A 14,912-nucleotide genomic window follows, 5' to 3' on the forward strand; every position below is an offset into this window, starting at 1 on the left:
TTGTACGATGACGTACGACATCACCAAAACCAACAACAATCTTTCGACAGAAAGTCTTTACCCAGGGTGTTCGAATAATGAATCCACAAGAGCTGAAGTCCATCCTCTCCCACGGTCTGCTGTCTTTCCCGGTGACCGATTTCAACGCCCAGGGTGACTTCCACCAAGCGGGCTATATCAAGCGTCTTGAATGGCTGGCCCCTTACGGCGCCACCGCATTGTTCGCCGCAGGCGGCACGGGTGAGTTTTTCTCCCTGGCGGCCAGCGAATATTCCCAAGTGGTAAAGACCGCTGTTGATACTTGCGCCACCAGCGTGCCGATCCTCGCCGGTGTTGGCGGTTCGACACGCCAAGCCATCGAATATGCCCAAGAGGCTGAACGCCTGGGCGCCAAAGGTCTGTTGTTGCTGCCGCACTACCTCACCGAAGCCAGTCAGGACGGCGTTGCAGCCCACGTTGAAGCGGTGTGCAAATCGGTGAAAATCGGTGTGGTGGTCTACAACCGTAACGTGTGCCGCCTGACCGCTCCGTTGCTGGAGCGTTTGGCCGAGCGCTGCCCGAACCTGATCGGCTACAAGGATGGCCTGGGCGATATCGAGTTGATGGTGTCGATCCGCCGTCGTCTGGGCGATCGTTTCAGCTACCTCGGCGGCCTGCCGACTGCAGAGGTTTACGCCGCTGCCTACAAGGCTCTGGGCGTGCCGGTGTACTCCTCGGCGGTGTTCAACTTCATCCCGAAAACCGCGATGGACTTCTATCACGCTATTGCCAAGGATGATCACGCCACCGTCGCCAAGATCATCGACGACTTCTTCCTGCCTTACCTGGACATCCGTAACCGCAAGTCCGGCTATGCCGTGAGTATCGTCAAGGCAGGCGCAAAAATCGCTGGCTATGACGCAGGCCCAGTGCGTACGCCGCTGACCGACTTGCTGCCGGAAGAATACGAAGCCCTGGCCGCGCTGATCGACAAGCAAGGTCCGCAATAACCCATTCACAAGGCCGCTGAGTAATCAGCGGCCTTTTGCGTCAGGAGAAGATTCGTGTCCCAAGTCCAACGTTACGAAAACTACATCAACGGCCAATGGGTAACCGGCGCCGACTACTGCACCAACCTCAATCCCTCGGAGTTGTCTGATGTCATTGGTGAATACGCCAAGGCTGACGTCACTCAAGTCAACGCTGCCATCGACGCCGCCCGCGCAGCATTTCCGGCGTGGTCCACGTCCGGTATCCAGGCGCGTCATGATGCGTTGGATAAAGTTGGCAGCGAAATCCTCGCGCGCCGTGAAGAGCTCGGCACCCTGCTGGCCCGGGAAGAGGGCAAGACCTTGCCTGAAGCCATCGGCGAAGTGACCCGCGCCGGTAACATTTTCAAGTTCTTCGCCGGTGAGTGCCTGCGTTTGTCCGGCGACTACGTGCCGTCGGTACGCCCGGGTGTCAACGTTGAAGTCACCCGTGAAGCGCTCGGTGTGGTCGGCCTGATCACGCCGTGGAACTTCCCGATCGCCATTCCTGCATGGAAGATCGCCCCGGCGCTTGCTTACGGCAACTGCGTAGTCATCAAGCCGGCCGAACTGGTACCGGGCTGCGCCTGGGCCCTCGCAGAAATTATCTCCCGCGCCGGTTTCCCTGCCGGTGTGTTCAATCTGGTGATGGGCAGCGGCCGCGTGGTAGGCGACGTGCTGGTCAACAGTCCGAAAGTCGACGGCATCAGCTTCACCGGCTCCGTCGGTGTGGGCCGTCAGATCGCCGTCAGCTGCGTGTCGCGCCAGGCCAAAGTGCAGTTGGAAATGGGCGGCAAGAATCCGCAGATCATTCTCGACGACGCCGACCTCAAGCAAGCTGTCGAGCTGTCGGTACAGAGCGCGTTCTACTCCACTGGCCAGCGTTGCACCGCGTCCAGCCGTTTGATCGTCACCGCTGGTATTCACGACCAGTTCGTCGCGGCCATGGCTGAGCGCATGAAGTCGATCAAGGTTGGCCACGCGTTGAAAAGCGGTACCGACATCGGTCCGGTGGTTTCCCAGGCTCAGTTGGATCAGGACCTGAAATACATCGACATCGGCCAAAGCGAAGGCGCGCGGCTGGTCAGCGGTGGCGGCCTGGTGACGTGTGACACCGAGGGTTACTACTTGGCGCCGACGCTGTTTGCCGACAGCGAAGCCGCCATGCGCATCAGCCGTGAAGAAATTTTCGGTCCAGTGGCAAACGTTGTGCGTGTGGCGGACTACGAGGCAGCACTGGCCATGGCCAACGACACCGAATTCGGTTTGTCGGCGGGCATTGCGACCACATCGTTGAAATACGCCAACCACTTCAAGCGCCACTCCCAGGCTGGGATGGTGATGGTCAACCTGCCCACGGCAGGCGTGGATTACCACGTTCCGTTCGGTGGCCGGAAAGGCTCGTCCTATGGCTCGCGGGAGCAAGGTCGCTATGCACAAGAGTTCTACACAGTGGTGAAAACCAGCTACATCGGCTCGTAAGACGCTGATCCAGTGGGGGCCGGACGCCTGCCGGCTCCCACGCTAAAAACACAAAACTATTACCCGCAAAAAAAATAATTAGTGGGAGTACTTCTACATGCAAGCGACCAAGCCGACTCACGTCCGCTATTTGATCCTGCTCATGCTGTTCCTGGTGACCACGATCAACTACGCCGACCGGGCCACCATCGCCATCGCGGGCTCCAGCCTGCAGAAAGACCTCGGCATCGACGCGGTCACCCTCGGTTATATCTTCTCTGCATTCGGTTGGGCCTACGTGGCCGGGCAAATTCCCGGTGGCTGGCTGCTGGACCGATTCGGCTCGAAAAAAGTCTACGCCCTGAGCATCTTCACCTGGTCACTGTTCACCGTGCTGCAAGGCTATGTCGGTGAGTTCGGTGTATCCACCGCGGTTGTTGCGCTGTTCATGCTGCGCTTTATGGTGGGCCTGGCCGAAGCGCCTTCCTTCCCGGGTAACGCTCGGATTGTGGCGGCCTGGTTCCCCACCGCCGAGCGCGGTACGGCCTCGGCGATCTTCAACTCGGCGCAGTACTTCGCCACGGTGTTGTTCGCGCCGCTGATGGGCTGGATCGTCTACCGCTTTGGCTGGCAGCACGTGTTTATCGTGATGGGCGTGATCGGCATCGTGTTCTCGCTGATCTGGCTGAAAGTGATCCACAGCCCGCGCCAGCACCCGATGATCAACGAAGCTGAGCTCAACCACATCGCTGCCAATGGCGCGATGGTCGATATGGATCAGGACAAAGGCAAGGGTAAGAAAACCGACGGGCCGAAGTGGGATTACATCCGCCAGTTGCTGACCAACCGCATGATGTTAGGCGTGTACCTGGGACAGTACTGCATCAATGGCATCACTTACTTCTTCCTGACCTGGTTCCCGGTGTACCTGGTGCAGGACCGTGGCATGACCATCCTCAAGGCCGGTTTCATCGCCTCGTTGCCGGCGATCTGCGGGTTTATCGGTGGCGTGTTGGGTGGGGTCATTTCCGACTACCTGCTGCGCAAAGGCCATTCGCTGACGTTCGCCCGCAAGGCGCCGATCATTGCGGGCTTGCTGGTCTCCAGTAGCATCATCGCGTGTAACTACGTTGACGTTGAATGGATGGTGGTGGGCTTCATGGCCTTGGCCTTCTTTGGCAAAGGCGTTGGCGCACTGGGTTGGGCGGTGGTGTCCGACACCTCGCCGAAACAAATCGCCGGTCTCAGTGGTGGCTTGTTCAACACCTTCGGTAACCTGGCTTCTATCACCACGCCTATCGTGATCGGCTACATCATCAGCACCACCGGTTCCTTTAAATGGGCCCTGGTGTTCGTCGGCGCCAACGCGCTGGTGGCGGTGTTCAGCTATCTGGTCATCGTCGGTCCGATCAAACGTGTAGTACTCAAAGAGCCGCCAACCAAGGGGCCAGAGTTGACCAACCTAACCGAAGCGCATTCCTGAGGGGCCCCGTGATGCAGTTGATTGAACATGCCGACTCGCCGCGTTCCATTCGTTTGCACGAGCGCGACAACGTAGTGATCGTGGTCAATGACCAGGGCGTACCGGCCGGTACCGAGTTTCCGGACGGCCTGGTGACCGTGGATTTCATCCCCCAGAGCCACAAAGTGACCCTGGAAGACATCCCCGAAGGCGGTCAGATTATTCGCTACGGCCAGACCATCGGTTACGCCCTGGCGCCGATTCCGCGCGGCAGTTGGGTCCAGGAAGATCAACTGCGCATGCCGACCGCGCCACCGTTGGACAGCTTGCCGCTGTCCACCGAGGTACCCGAAACCCAGGCACCGCTGGAGGGGTTTACCTTCGAGGGCTATCGCAACGCCGACGGTACTGTGGGCACGCGTAACATCCTTGGCATCACCACCACGGTGCAGTGTGTGACCGGGGTGCTGGACCATGCGGTCAAGCGCATCAAGGACGAATTGCTGCCCAAGTACCCACACGTCGATGACGTAGTGGCGCTGACCCACAGCTACGGCTGCGGGGTGGCGATCACGGCGACAGATGCGTACATCCCGATCCGTACCGTACGCAACCTGGCGCGCAACCCGAACCTGGGCGGCGAAGCCCTGGTGATCAGCCTGGGGTGCGAGAAATTGCAGGCCGGGCAGGTGATGCACGACAACGACAGCTCGGTCGACCTGAGCGAGCCGTGGCTGTATCGGTTGCAGGATTCCAGCCACGGCTTTACCGAGATGATCGAGCAGATCATGGACTTGGCCGAAGTCCGCCTGAAGAAGCTCGACCAGCGCCGCCGGGAAACCGTGCCGGCATCCGAACTGATCCTGGGTATGCAGTGCGGCGGCAGTGATGCGTTTTCCGGCATCACCGCCAACCCCGCGCTGGGTTACGCCTCTGACTTGTTGTTGCGGGCTGGGGCGACGGTTATGTTTTCCGAAGTGACCGAAGTCCGCGATGCCATCTACCTGCTGACTTCTCGTGCGCAAACAAAGGAAGTTGCCGAGGAGTTGGTCAGGGAAATGGACTGGTACGACCGTTACTTGGCCAAAGGCGAAGCAGATCGCAGCGCCAATACCACGCCGGGCAACAAGAAGGGCGGGTTGTCGAATATTGTCGAGAAGTCCCTGGGTTCCATCGTCAAGTCCGGCAGCAGCGCGATCAACGGCGTGCTGGGTCCGGGTGAGCGCTTCAAGAGCAAGGGCCTGATTTTTTGTGCGACGCCGGCCAGCGACTTTGTCTGCGGTACGCTGCAATTGGCGGCGGGGATGAACCTGCATGTGTTTACCACCGGGCGTGGCACGCCGTACGGGCTGGCAATGGCGCCGGTGGTGAAGGTGTCGACCCGTACGGAGCTGGCGCAGCGCTGGCCGGACCTCATCGATATCGACGCCGGGCGCATCGCTACCGGGCGTGCGAGTATCGAGGAGCTGGGTTGGGAGTTGTTCCACTTCTATCTGGATGTGGCCAGCGGTAAGAAAAAGACCTGGGCGGAGCATCACAAGCTGCATAACGACATCACGTTGTTTAACCCGGCGCCGATTACCTGAGACCGAGTCGCCTGCATCGGGGGCGAGGCCCCTCCCACAGTTTGACCGCATTTATCCTGTAGGAATGCGGTCTAGTGTAGGAGGGGCGGTGCGACGATTCGACTTGCCTCCGATAGCGGTCTACCGGGCGCCGTTGGGCTGTATGGCTTATCATTAGCCACCTAACGACGCTCACCAAGGTTCTCCCCGGCATGCTGGCTATCTTTCTCACCACCCTCACCATTACCGCGCCGGTATTTGCCATGCTGTTCCTGGGTGTGCTGCTCAAGCGCATCAACTGGATCAACGACAACTTTATCCACACGGCTTCGTCCCTGGTGTTCAACGTCACCATGCCGGCGTTGCTGTTCCTGGGCATTCTGCATGCCGACCTGCACTCGGCGCTCAAACCGGGTTTGCTGATCTATTTTGCCGTCGCCACGCTGGCGAGCTTTGCCCTGGCTTGGGGTTGGGCGATTTTTCGCTGCAAGCGTGAAGACCGGGGCATCTACACCCAGGGCGCGTTTCGCGGCAATAACGGGGTGATCGGCCTGGCCCTGGCCGCCAGCATGTACGGCGACTACGGCATTTCCCTCGGCGCGATTCTCGCGGCGCTGGTCATCCTGTTCTACAACACCCTGTCGACCATCGTGCTGGCGGTGTACAGCCCGGTGATCAAGTCCGACCCGTGGAGTATCTGTAAAAGTGTGGTGGCCAACCCGCTGATCATCAGCGTCATCGTGGCGGCGCCGTTCGCGTTTTTTCAGATTGGCCTGCCGGGCTGGCTGGAAAAATCCATGCAGTACCTGGCGGATACCACCTTGCCGCTGGCCTTGATTTGCATTGGCGGCACTTTGTCACTGGCGGCGTTGCGCAAGAGCGGCAATATGGCGCTAAGCGCGAGCTTGATGAAGATGGTCTGGCTGCCGGTTGTCGCGACCTTGGGCGCGTGGCTGCTGGGCTTTCGCGGTCCGGAGTTGGGGATTCTGTTCCTGTACTTCGGCGCGCCGACGGCCGCTGCAAGTTTCGTGATGGCCAGGGCGGCCGAGGGGAATCATGAGCTGGCGGCGGCGATTATCGTGATCACTACGCTGATGGCGGCAGTGACCACGAATATTGGGATTTTCGTATTGCAGGCGGGTGGCTGGATCTAGCCTTCCTTCTGGTAGCTGTCGATCACTTCCTGGGCCGCGCGGAACGCATCAATCGCAGCCGGTACACCGGCATACACCGCGCAATGCAGCAGCGCTTCGCGAATTTCCTCCACAGTACAGCCGTTGTTCAACGCGCCACGCACATGGCCTTTGAGCTCCTGCGGGCACTTGAGCGCGGTGAGGGCGGCGAGGGTGATCAGGCTGCGCGTCTTCAGCGGCAAACCTTCGCGGTTCCACACACTGCCCCACGCATGTTCATTGACGAAATCCTGCAGCGGCTGGGTGAAGTCGGTGGCGTTGCCCAGGGCGCGGTCGACGAATACATCGCCCATGACCTGGCGACGCATCTCAACCCCGGGCTTTTTCTGATCGGTCATTTCGATTCCCTCTTGTGTTGGCGGCGCCAGGCGCGCAGCGAGGTGAATATCAGGATCACCACCAGCGCTGGCAGGACGTAATACAGCATCAATTGTTCAAGCTTGTTGGCCAGGGGCATGCCGGTGGTAAACGACATCACGTGCAGCCCATACGCCAGGTACAGGCCCAGCAATACCAGACCTTCGGCGCGGGTGACGCGGTAGCCGGTATAAAACACCGGCAGGCACAGCACCACCACGCCGAGCATCACCGGCAGGTCGAAATCCAGGGCGTTGGGCGACACCGACAGTGGCGATGGCGCCAGCAGCGCGGTTAGACCCAACACGCCCAGCAGGTTGAACAGGTTGCTGCCGATCACGTTGCCCACGGCAATTTCTCGCTGGCCGCGCAGGGCGGCAATCAGTGAGGTCGCGAGGCACGGCAGCGAGGTACCGACGCCGATAAGCGTCAGGCCGATGATGCGTTCCGACAAACCCAGGTCGCTGGCCACGTCCACCGCCGCACCGAGCAGCAGGTGGCCGGCTAGCACCAGGATCAGAAAACCGCCGAGCATCAGCAATACGCTGCTCAGCCAGGGCGCCTGGGTCACGGTATCCAGCGTGCGTGGACGCCGCGAGTGTCGGGTCTGGTAGTGCAGCACGCCAAGGTAGGCCATCAACGCAATCAGCAGCAGAAGACCATCGAGCGGCGTCAGTTCTTCATTGGCTGCAAGGGTAAACACCAGCAGGCCGGCGAGGATCATTACCGGTATATCCAGGCGTACCAACTGACGCGAGACTCGCAAGGGGATGATCAGCGCCGACAGGCCAAGGGTCACCAGGATGTTGAAGATGCTGCTGCCGATTACGCTGCCCACGGCGATGTCGGTATTGCCGGCCAGGGTGGCCTGCAGGCTGACGGTCATCTGTGGCGCGCTGCTGCCGAAGGCCACGATCGTCAGGCCGATGATTAACGGTCGCACTTTGAGGCTGGCCGCCAGGCGCACCGCGGCGCGCACCAGGATTTCGGCGCCGATGATCAGCAGCACAAGCCCGCTGATCAGTTCGAGCAGGCTCCAGGGCGAGAGGGCGGTTAATCCGAAAATGGCCAGGGCTCCGTCTTCAGTTGCTCAGGGCTTGCACGCGAACCCGTGCAGTGCCGCTGCTCAGCATACCCAGTTGCTCGGCAGCCTTGCGTGAAAGATCAATCAAGCGCCCGCGGGTATGCGGGCCGCGATCATTGATGCGCACAACGACGGATTTGTCGTTGTCGAGATTAGTGACCTTGACCTGGGTGCCGAAGGGCAATTGCCGGTGGGCGGCGGTCAGGGCGTTCTGGTTGAAAGGTTCACCGCTGGCTGTTTTCTTGCCATGGTGCCGGGCTCCGTAATAGGAGGCGGTGCCGGTTTCGTCGTAGCCGTTGGGGTTGATGAGGCCGCTGGCGCAGCCGGCCAGTAGTGAAAACAGGGCGCATAGGCCTAATAGACGCTTCATTATCAAGGTGCCCCCATCACAAATATGGGAGGGGGCTCGTCGCCGATAGCGGTGATTCAGTCAAAACAGTAATGACTGACACTCCGCCATCGGGGGCAAGCCCCCTCCCACCGCGGGTCCGAGTTAAGCGTGAATTCTCACCCGGACCATTCATCGCATTCAGCCTTCGAGCTTGCTTTTCAGCAGTTCGTTCACCTGTTGCGGGTTGGCCTTGCCTTTGGAGGCTTTCATGGCCTGGCCGACAAAGAAGCCGAACATCTTGCCGCGCTTGGCTTCGTCTGCCGCTCGGTATTGCTCGACCTGTTCGGCGTTGGCCGCCAGCATCTCATCCAGCACCGCCGAGATTGCGCCGCTGTCGGTGACTTGCTTCAGACCGCGCTTCTCGATGATCTCGTCGGCGCTGCCTTCACCGCTCGCCATGGCTTCAAACACGGTCTTGGCGATTTTGCCGGAGATGGTGTTGTCCTTGATGCGCAGCAGCATGCCGCCCAACTGCTCGGCGGTCACCGGGGCTTCGTCGATTTCCAGGCCCTGCTTGTTCAGCAGGCTGCCCAGCTCAACCATCACCCAGTTGGCCGCCAGCTTGGCGTCACCGGCAATGCTCACGACTTTTTCGAAGTAGTCGGCTTGCTCGCGGCTGGACGCCAATACGCTGGCATCGTAGACCGACAGGCCGAACTGCTCCTGGAAGCGCTCGCGTTTTTGCGGAGGCAACTCCGGCAGGGTTGCGCGGATGTCATTGAGGAACGAATCCTCAAGCACCACCGGCAACAGGTCCGGATCGGGGAAGTAACGGTAGTCGTTGGCTTCCTCTTTGCTGCGCATGGCGCGGGTTTCGTCTTTGTTCGGGTCGTACAGGCGGGTCTGCTGGATCACCTTGCCGCCGTCTTCGATCAGTTCGATCTGGCGACGTACTTCGGTGTTGATCGCCTTCTCGATGAAGCGGAACGAGTTGACGTTCTTGATCTCGCAGCGGGTGCCGTACTCGGCCTGGCCTTTTGGCCGCACCGACACGTTGCAGTCACAGCGCAGTGAGCCTTCTGCCATGTTGCCGTCGCAGATGCCCAGGTAGCGGACCAGCGCGTGGATGGTCTTGACGTAGGCCACGGCTTCCTTGGCGCTGCGCATGTCCGGCTCGGACACGATCTCCAGTAGCGGAGTGCCGGCGCGGTTCAGGTCGATCCCGGTGGCGCCGTTGAATTCTTCATGCAGGCTCTTGCCGGCGTCTTCTTCAAGGTGCGCACGGGTCACGCCGACACGCTTGATGGTGCCGTCTTCCAGCGGGATGTCCAGGTAGCCCTTGCCGACAATTGGCAGTTCCATCTGGCTGATCTGGTAGCCCTTGGGCAGGTCCGGGTAGAAGTAGTTTTTGCGCGCGAACACGTTGTGCTGACCGATCTCGGCGTCAATCGCCAGGCCGAACATCACCGCCATGCGTACCGCTTCCTGGTTCAGCACCGGCAATACGCCGGGCATGCCCAGGTCTACCAGGCTCGCCTGGGTGTTGGGCTCGGAGCCGAACGTGGTGGCGCTACCGGAGAAAATCTTCGATTGGGTGGCGAGCTGGGTATGAATCTCCAGCCCGATCACAACTTCCCATTGCATAGTGTTCTCCTCAGAAGCCGTTAGGGGTGCGAGTGTGCCAGTCGGTGTTCAACTGGTACTGGTGCGCCACATTGAGCAGGCGGCCTTCTTGGAAGTACGGCGCGAGCAGTTGCACGCCCACCGGCAGGCCATCGACGAAGCCGGCGGGCATGGACAAGCCCGGCAAGCCCGCGAGGTTGGCGGTGATGGTGTAGAGGTCTTCCAGGTACTCGGCAATCGGGTCGCCGGTCTTGGCGCCGATCTTCCAGGCCGGGTTCGGCGTGGTTGGGCCGAGGATCACGTCGACTTCTTCAAAGGCAGCCATGAAGTCGTTCTTGATCAGGCGACGGATTTTTTGCGCCTTGAGGTAGTACGCGTCGTAGTAGCCGGCCGACAGGGCGTAGGCACCGACCATAATGCGGCGTTGAACTTCGGCGCCGAAACCTTCGCCACGGGAGCGTTTGTACAGGTCGGTCAGGTCCTTCGGGTTTTCGCAGCGGTAGCCGAAGCGCACGCCGTCGAAACGCGACAGGTTGGACGAAGCTTCCGCCGGCGCGATCACGTAGTACGCAGGAATGGCGTGCTGGTTGTTCGGCAGGCTGATTTCCTTGATCACGGCGCCCAGGCCTTCCAGCGTCTTGACGCTGTTGTGCACCAATTCGGCGATACGCGGGTCGAGACCGGCGCTGAAGTACTCCTTCGGCACGCCGATGCGCAGGCCTTTGAGCGAGGTATTCAGGCTGCTGCTGTAGTCCGGGACTGGCTCATCGATGCTTGTGGAGTCCTGCGGATCAAAGCCAGCCATGCCTTGTAACAAAATCGCGCAGTCTTCGGCGGTGCGGGCCAGAGGGCCGCCCTGATCGAGGCTGGATGCGTAGGCGATCATGCCCCAACGGGAAACGCGACCGTAAGTCGGCTTCAAACCGGTGAGGTTGGTGAAGGCGGCTGGTTGGCGAATGGAGCCGCCGGTGTCAGTGGCCGTGGCGGCCGGGAGGAGGCGCGCGGCAACGGCGGCGGCGGAACCACCGGACGAACCGCCCGGCACGTGTTCCAGGTTCCACGGGTTTTTCACCGCGCCGTAGTAGCTCGACTCGTTGGCCGAACCCATGGCGAATTCGTCCATGTTGGTTTTGCCCAGGGTCACGGCCCCAGCAGCGGCCAGCTTGGATACCACGGTGGCGTCGTAAGGCGCTTTAAAGTTGTCGAGCATCTTCGAGCCGCAACTGGTGCGAATACCCTGGGTGCAGAACAGGTCTTTGTGGGCGATAGGTGCGCCCAGCAGCGCGCCATTTTCACCGTTGGCGCGACGTACGTCGGCGGCCTTGGCCTGGCTCAGGGCCAGCTCTTCGGTGATGCTGATGAAGCTGTTGACCTTGGGATCGAGCTCGGCGATACGCGCCAGCAAGGTCTTGGTCAGCTCTTCGGAAGAAAACGTTTTGTCGGCGAGACCGCGGGCGATCTCGGCCAGAGTCATGTGATGCATTGCAGGCTCTTTCCCTTTAGTCGATGACTTTCGGAACCAGGTACAGGCCGTTTTCGACCGCTGGCGCGATGGACTGGTAGGCCTCGCGATTATTGCGCTCGGTCACGACGTCTGCGCGCAGGCGCTGGCTCGCTTCCAGCGGGTGAGCCAGGGGCTCGATGCCGTCGGTGTTTACGGCCTGCATTTGGTCAACCAGCCCGAGAATGCTGTTCAGGGCTGCGGTGGTCTGTGGAAGATCGGCGTCATTGAGGCCAAGCGAGGCCAGATGCGCGATTTTTTCCACGTCGGAGCGTTCAAGCGCCATGGGAATCTCCTGTGGAAAACAGAACGGAGGCTGTCCGTGTGTTAGATTGTCGGAACACTACCGCATTTCTACGGTCATAAGGCCGCGATTGTGGGGGTTGGTGCACAGAAAGTCGGCCAATTTAGCACATTGGCGCCTTGCCCAAAATCCCTGTCGTTGTTAGAGTTTGCCGCACTTTTTTACCCACGCGTTGCCTAGGGTCCTTTCCCCATGTTCAAGAAACTGCGTGGCATGTTTTCCAGCGATCTTTCCATTGACCTGGGCACTGCCAACACCCTTATTTACGTGCGCGAGCGCGGTATCGTTCTGAATGAGCCATCGGTTGTGGCCATTCGGACCCATGGTAATCAGAAAAGTGTCGTTGCCGTTGGCACCGAGGCCAAGCGCATGCTCGGCCGTACACCAGGCAATATTGCTGCCATTCGTCCGATGAAAGACGGCGTGATCGCCGACTTCAGTGTCTGCGAGAAGATGCTGCAGTACTTCATCAACAAGGTTCACGAAAACAGTTTCCTGCAGCCTAGCCCTCGTGTGCTGATCTGCGTTCCATGCAAGTCCACCCAGGTTGAGCGTCGTGCCATCCGTGAATCGGCCCTTGGCGCCGGTGCCCGCGAAGTATTCCTGATCGAAGAGCCAATGGCTGCTGCGATCGGTGCCGGCCTGCCGGTTGAAGAAGCTCGCGGTTCGATGGTGGTGGATATCGGTGGTGGTACTACCGAGATCGCCCTGATTTCCCTGAACGGTGTGGTGTATGCCGAATCCGTACGCGTAGGCGGCGACCGTTTCGACGAAGCGATCATCACTTACGTTCGTCGTAACTACGGCAGCCTGATCGGCGAATCCACCGCCGAGCGCATCAAGCAGGAAATCGGTACCGCTTACCCGGGCGGCGAAGTTCGCGAAGTCGATGTTCGCGGTCGCAACCTGGCCGAAGGCGTTCCACGTGCTTTCACCCTGAACTCCAATGAAGTGCTGGAAGCTCTGCAAGAGTCCCTGGCCACCATCGTTCAGGCTGTGAAGAGCGCCCTGGAGCAATCGCCGCCGGAGCTGGCTTCCGATATCGCCGAGCGAGGCCTGGTGCTGACCGGTGGTGGCGCCCTGTTGCGTGACCTCGACAAGTTGCTGGCCCAGGAAACCGGCCTGCCGGTGATCGTCGCCGAAGACCCGCTGACCTGCGTTGCGCGTGGCGGTGGTCGTGCACTGGAAATGATGGATAAACACACCATGGACCTGCTTTCCAGCGAATAAGCTCGTTGGTTGCGCCATGTTTCGCCCGCAGGCAGCACTTCTCAGTGCTGCCTGTCGGCGTTTATCTTCTTCAATCTGCATCCAGGCCGGTTAGATGCCGTATGAATAAAGAGAACATTTGCCTGGGAGGAGCGGCTTATTAAACCGCTTTTCGCCAAAGGCCCCTCATTGGGCGTGCGCTTATTGGTGCTGGTCGTGCTTTCGGTCGCGCTGATGGTGGTCGATGCCCGCTTCTCACTGCTCAAGCCGGTGCGTAGCCAGATGTCGCTGGTGTTGATGCAGACTTACTGGATCACCGACCTGCCGCAACGTCTGTTCCAGGGCGTGTCCAGCCAATTTGGCAGCCGCACCGAGCTCGTCGCCGAAAACGAAAAACTCAAGACTGAAAACCTGCTTTTGCAGGGGCGCATGCAAAAGCTCGCGGCCCTCACGGAGCAGAACGTTCGGCTGCGCGAGCTGCTCAATTCTTCGGCACTGGTCAACGAGAAGGTCGAAGTGGCCGAGTTGATCGGCATGGACCCGAATCCCTTTACTCACCGCATCATCATCAACAAGGGTGAGCGCGACGGTGTGGTCCTCGGGCAGCCGGTACTGGATGCCCGTGGCCTCATGGGGCAAGTAGTAGAGCTGATGCCCTACACATCGCGGGTTCTGCTGCTGACGGACACGACCCACAGCATTCCGGTGCAAGTGAACCGTAACGGCTTGCGCGCGATTGCCAGCGGCACCGGCAACCCCGAGCGCCTGGAACTGCGTCACGTCGCCGACACCGCCGACATCAAGGAAGGCGACCTGTTGGTCAGCTCCGGTCTGGGTCAGCGGTTCCCCGCGGGTTACCCGGTAGCGACAGTTAAGGAAGTGATCCACGATTCCGGTCAGCCCTTCGCCATTGTACGCGCCGTGCCCACTGCCGCCTTGAACCGCAGCCGCTACCTGCTGCTGGTGTTCAGCGATAACCGCACCCCGGAAGAGCGCGCCAACGACGCCGCCCAGGCCCAGGAAGCGGAAGACAAGAAAAACGGCACGGCGCCGGTGATTCCCGCGACCGTACCCAAGCCCGCAGCGGCGACTCCCGTTGTTCCGGCGGCAACTCCAGCAGTTGCAGCGCCCGTGGCCACGCCGGTCAAGCCCGCGGCCCATAACGCGCATCCGGTGAAACCGGCCGCAGCGAAACCGCCGGTCAGCACGCCTGCCACCACGACGCCCGCTACGAAGCCTCCAGCCGCAGCTGCGGCTACCACGCGGCAGAGGGAGGAATAATGGCCAGTACTCATTCGAGCAATGGCTGGATCGTTTGGTTGACGTTCGCCATTGGACTGCTGCTCAGCGTTTCACCGCTGCCGCAATTCATGGAAATCTTGCGACCGCTCTGGCTGGCATTGCTGCTGGCCTTCTGGTCACTGAACCTGCCGCATAAAGTGGGCATGGTCACAGCCATGTTCCTGGGCTTGGCGGAAGATGTGCTATATGGCACCTTGCTGGGCCAGAACGCGTTGATCCTGACCCTCATCACCTTTCTGGTGCTGTCGTTGCAGCAGCGTTTGCGCATGTTCCCGATGTGGCAGCAGTGCCTGGTGATTTTGGTGATCTTCGGTCTGGCGCAGTTGGTACAACTGTGGCTCAGTGCCTTGACCGGTAACCGTCAGCCGACCCTGGCGCTGGTTTTGCCAGCTTTGGTCAGTGCTCTGTTGTGGCCCTGGATCAGTTTCGGTCTGCGTGGGTTACGTCGACGCTATAAAATCAACTGAATGGATTGCGAGGCTCTGCCTGGTTATCGAACCCCACAGGGAGAGT

At 60.3% G+C, this 14,912-nt stretch carries 14 protein-coding genes; 8 read left to right on the plus strand and 6 right to left on the minus strand.

Features of this window, described 5'->3' with window-relative positions; all coding sequences use genetic code 11:
* Positions 1 to 77: 77 nt before the first annotated feature.
* The 5 genes from kdgD to BW43_RS16885 all read left to right on the plus strand — a co-directional run bounded on the left by kdgD (position 78) and on the right by BW43_RS16885 (position 6,649).
* Entirely contained in the window at positions 78 to 989 is a 912-nt protein-coding gene (gene kdgD, locus BW43_RS16905) for a 5-dehydro-4-deoxyglucarate dehydratase (RefSeq protein ID WP_032886251.1), read from the plus strand.
* A 54-nt stretch (positions 990 to 1,043) separates the two neighbouring features.
* Complete coding sequence (locus BW43_RS16900; protein ID WP_032886252.1) at positions 1,044 to 2,489, plus strand: aldehyde dehydrogenase family protein; 1,446 nt, start codon at positions 1,044 to 1,046, stop codon at positions 2,487 to 2,489.
* Positions 2,490 to 2,586: 97 nt separating this feature from the next.
* Positions 2,587 to 3,951, plus strand: a complete 1,365-nt coding sequence (locus BW43_RS16895; protein WP_032886253.1) for an MFS transporter — start codon at positions 2,587 to 2,589, stop codon at positions 3,949 to 3,951.
* Between the two features lie 11 nt (positions 3,952 to 3,962).
* Positions 3,963 to 5,516 carry a galactarate dehydratase gene (garD, locus tag BW43_RS16890; protein ID WP_032886254.1) on the plus strand — a complete coding sequence of 518 codons (1,554 nt, stop codon included), beginning with the start codon at positions 3,963 to 3,965 and terminating at the stop codon, positions 5,514 to 5,516.
* Between the two features lie 191 nt (positions 5,517 to 5,707).
* Positions 5,708 to 6,649, plus strand: coding sequence for an AEC family transporter (locus BW43_RS16885; RefSeq protein WP_032886255.1), 942 nt, complete (start codon positions 5,708 to 5,710; stop codon positions 6,647 to 6,649).
* On the opposite strand, the gene BW43_RS16880 is transcribed toward BW43_RS16885, so the two are convergent.
* The 6 genes from BW43_RS16880 to gatC form a co-directional block, all read right to left on the minus strand.
* Entirely contained in the window at positions 6,646 to 7,026 is a 381-nt protein-coding gene (locus BW43_RS16880) for a carboxymuconolactone decarboxylase family protein (protein WP_032886256.1), read from the minus strand. The two genes, BW43_RS16885 and BW43_RS16880, sit on opposite strands and share 4 nt — an antisense overlap.
* Positions 7,023 to 8,069 (minus strand): calcium/sodium antiporter, encoded by a 1,047-nt coding sequence (locus tag BW43_RS16875; RefSeq protein ID WP_032886257.1) that lies wholly within the window; start codon positions 8,067 to 8,069, stop codon positions 7,023 to 7,025. The genes BW43_RS16880 and BW43_RS16875 overlap by 4 nt, the downstream gene beginning before the upstream one ends.
* A gap of 58 nt (positions 8,070 to 8,127) precedes the next feature.
* Positions 8,128 to 8,499, minus strand: coding sequence for a septal ring lytic transglycosylase RlpA family protein (locus BW43_RS16870; protein WP_032886258.1), 372 nt, complete (start codon positions 8,497 to 8,499; stop codon positions 8,128 to 8,130).
* 159 nt (positions 8,500 to 8,658) lie between these two features.
* Positions 8,659 to 10,104: an Asp-tRNA(Asn)/Glu-tRNA(Gln) amidotransferase subunit GatB gene (gatB, locus tag BW43_RS16865; protein WP_032886259.1), complete on the minus strand. Its 1,446-nt coding sequence runs from the start codon at positions 10,102 to 10,104 to the stop codon at positions 8,659 to 8,661.
* 10 nt (positions 10,105 to 10,114) lie between these two features.
* On the minus strand, positions 10,115 to 11,566 hold the full coding sequence (gene gatA / locus BW43_RS16860; protein WP_032886260.1) for an Asp-tRNA(Asn)/Glu-tRNA(Gln) amidotransferase subunit GatA: 1,452 nt from the start codon (positions 11,564 to 11,566) through the stop codon (positions 10,115 to 10,117).
* A 16-nt stretch (positions 11,567 to 11,582) separates the two neighbouring features.
* Positions 11,583 to 11,870 (minus strand): Asp-tRNA(Asn)/Glu-tRNA(Gln) amidotransferase subunit GatC, encoded by a 288-nt coding sequence (gatC, locus tag BW43_RS16855; RefSeq protein WP_003188556.1) that lies wholly within the window; start codon positions 11,868 to 11,870, stop codon positions 11,583 to 11,585.
* A 210-nt stretch (positions 11,871 to 12,080) separates the two neighbouring features.
* On the opposite strand from gatC, the gene mreB reads away from it, so the two are divergent.
* The 3 genes from mreB (at position 12,081) to mreD (ending at position 14,866) form a co-directional block, all read left to right on the plus strand.
* Positions 12,081 to 13,118 (plus strand): rod shape-determining protein MreB, encoded by a 1,038-nt coding sequence (gene mreB, locus BW43_RS16850; protein WP_002555108.1) that lies wholly within the window; start codon positions 12,081 to 12,083, stop codon positions 13,116 to 13,118.
* 138 nt (positions 13,119 to 13,256) lie between these two features.
* Positions 13,257 to 14,378 (plus strand): rod shape-determining protein MreC, encoded by a 1,122-nt coding sequence (gene mreC / locus BW43_RS16845; protein ID WP_081797680.1) that lies wholly within the window; start codon positions 13,257 to 13,259, stop codon positions 14,376 to 14,378.
* Positions 14,378 to 14,866, plus strand: coding sequence for a rod shape-determining protein MreD (gene mreD / locus BW43_RS16840; protein ID WP_032886262.1), 489 nt, complete (start codon positions 14,378 to 14,380; stop codon positions 14,864 to 14,866). The genes mreC and mreD overlap by 1 nt, the downstream gene beginning before the upstream one ends.
* Positions 14,867 to 14,912 lie beyond the last annotated feature (46 nt).

Origin of the sequence: Pseudomonas sp. RIT357, assembly GCF_000632245.1 — a bacterium.
In the GTDB taxonomy this organism is placed as follows: domain Bacteria; phylum Pseudomonadota; class Gammaproteobacteria; order Pseudomonadales; family Pseudomonadaceae; genus Aquipseudomonas; species Aquipseudomonas sivasensis.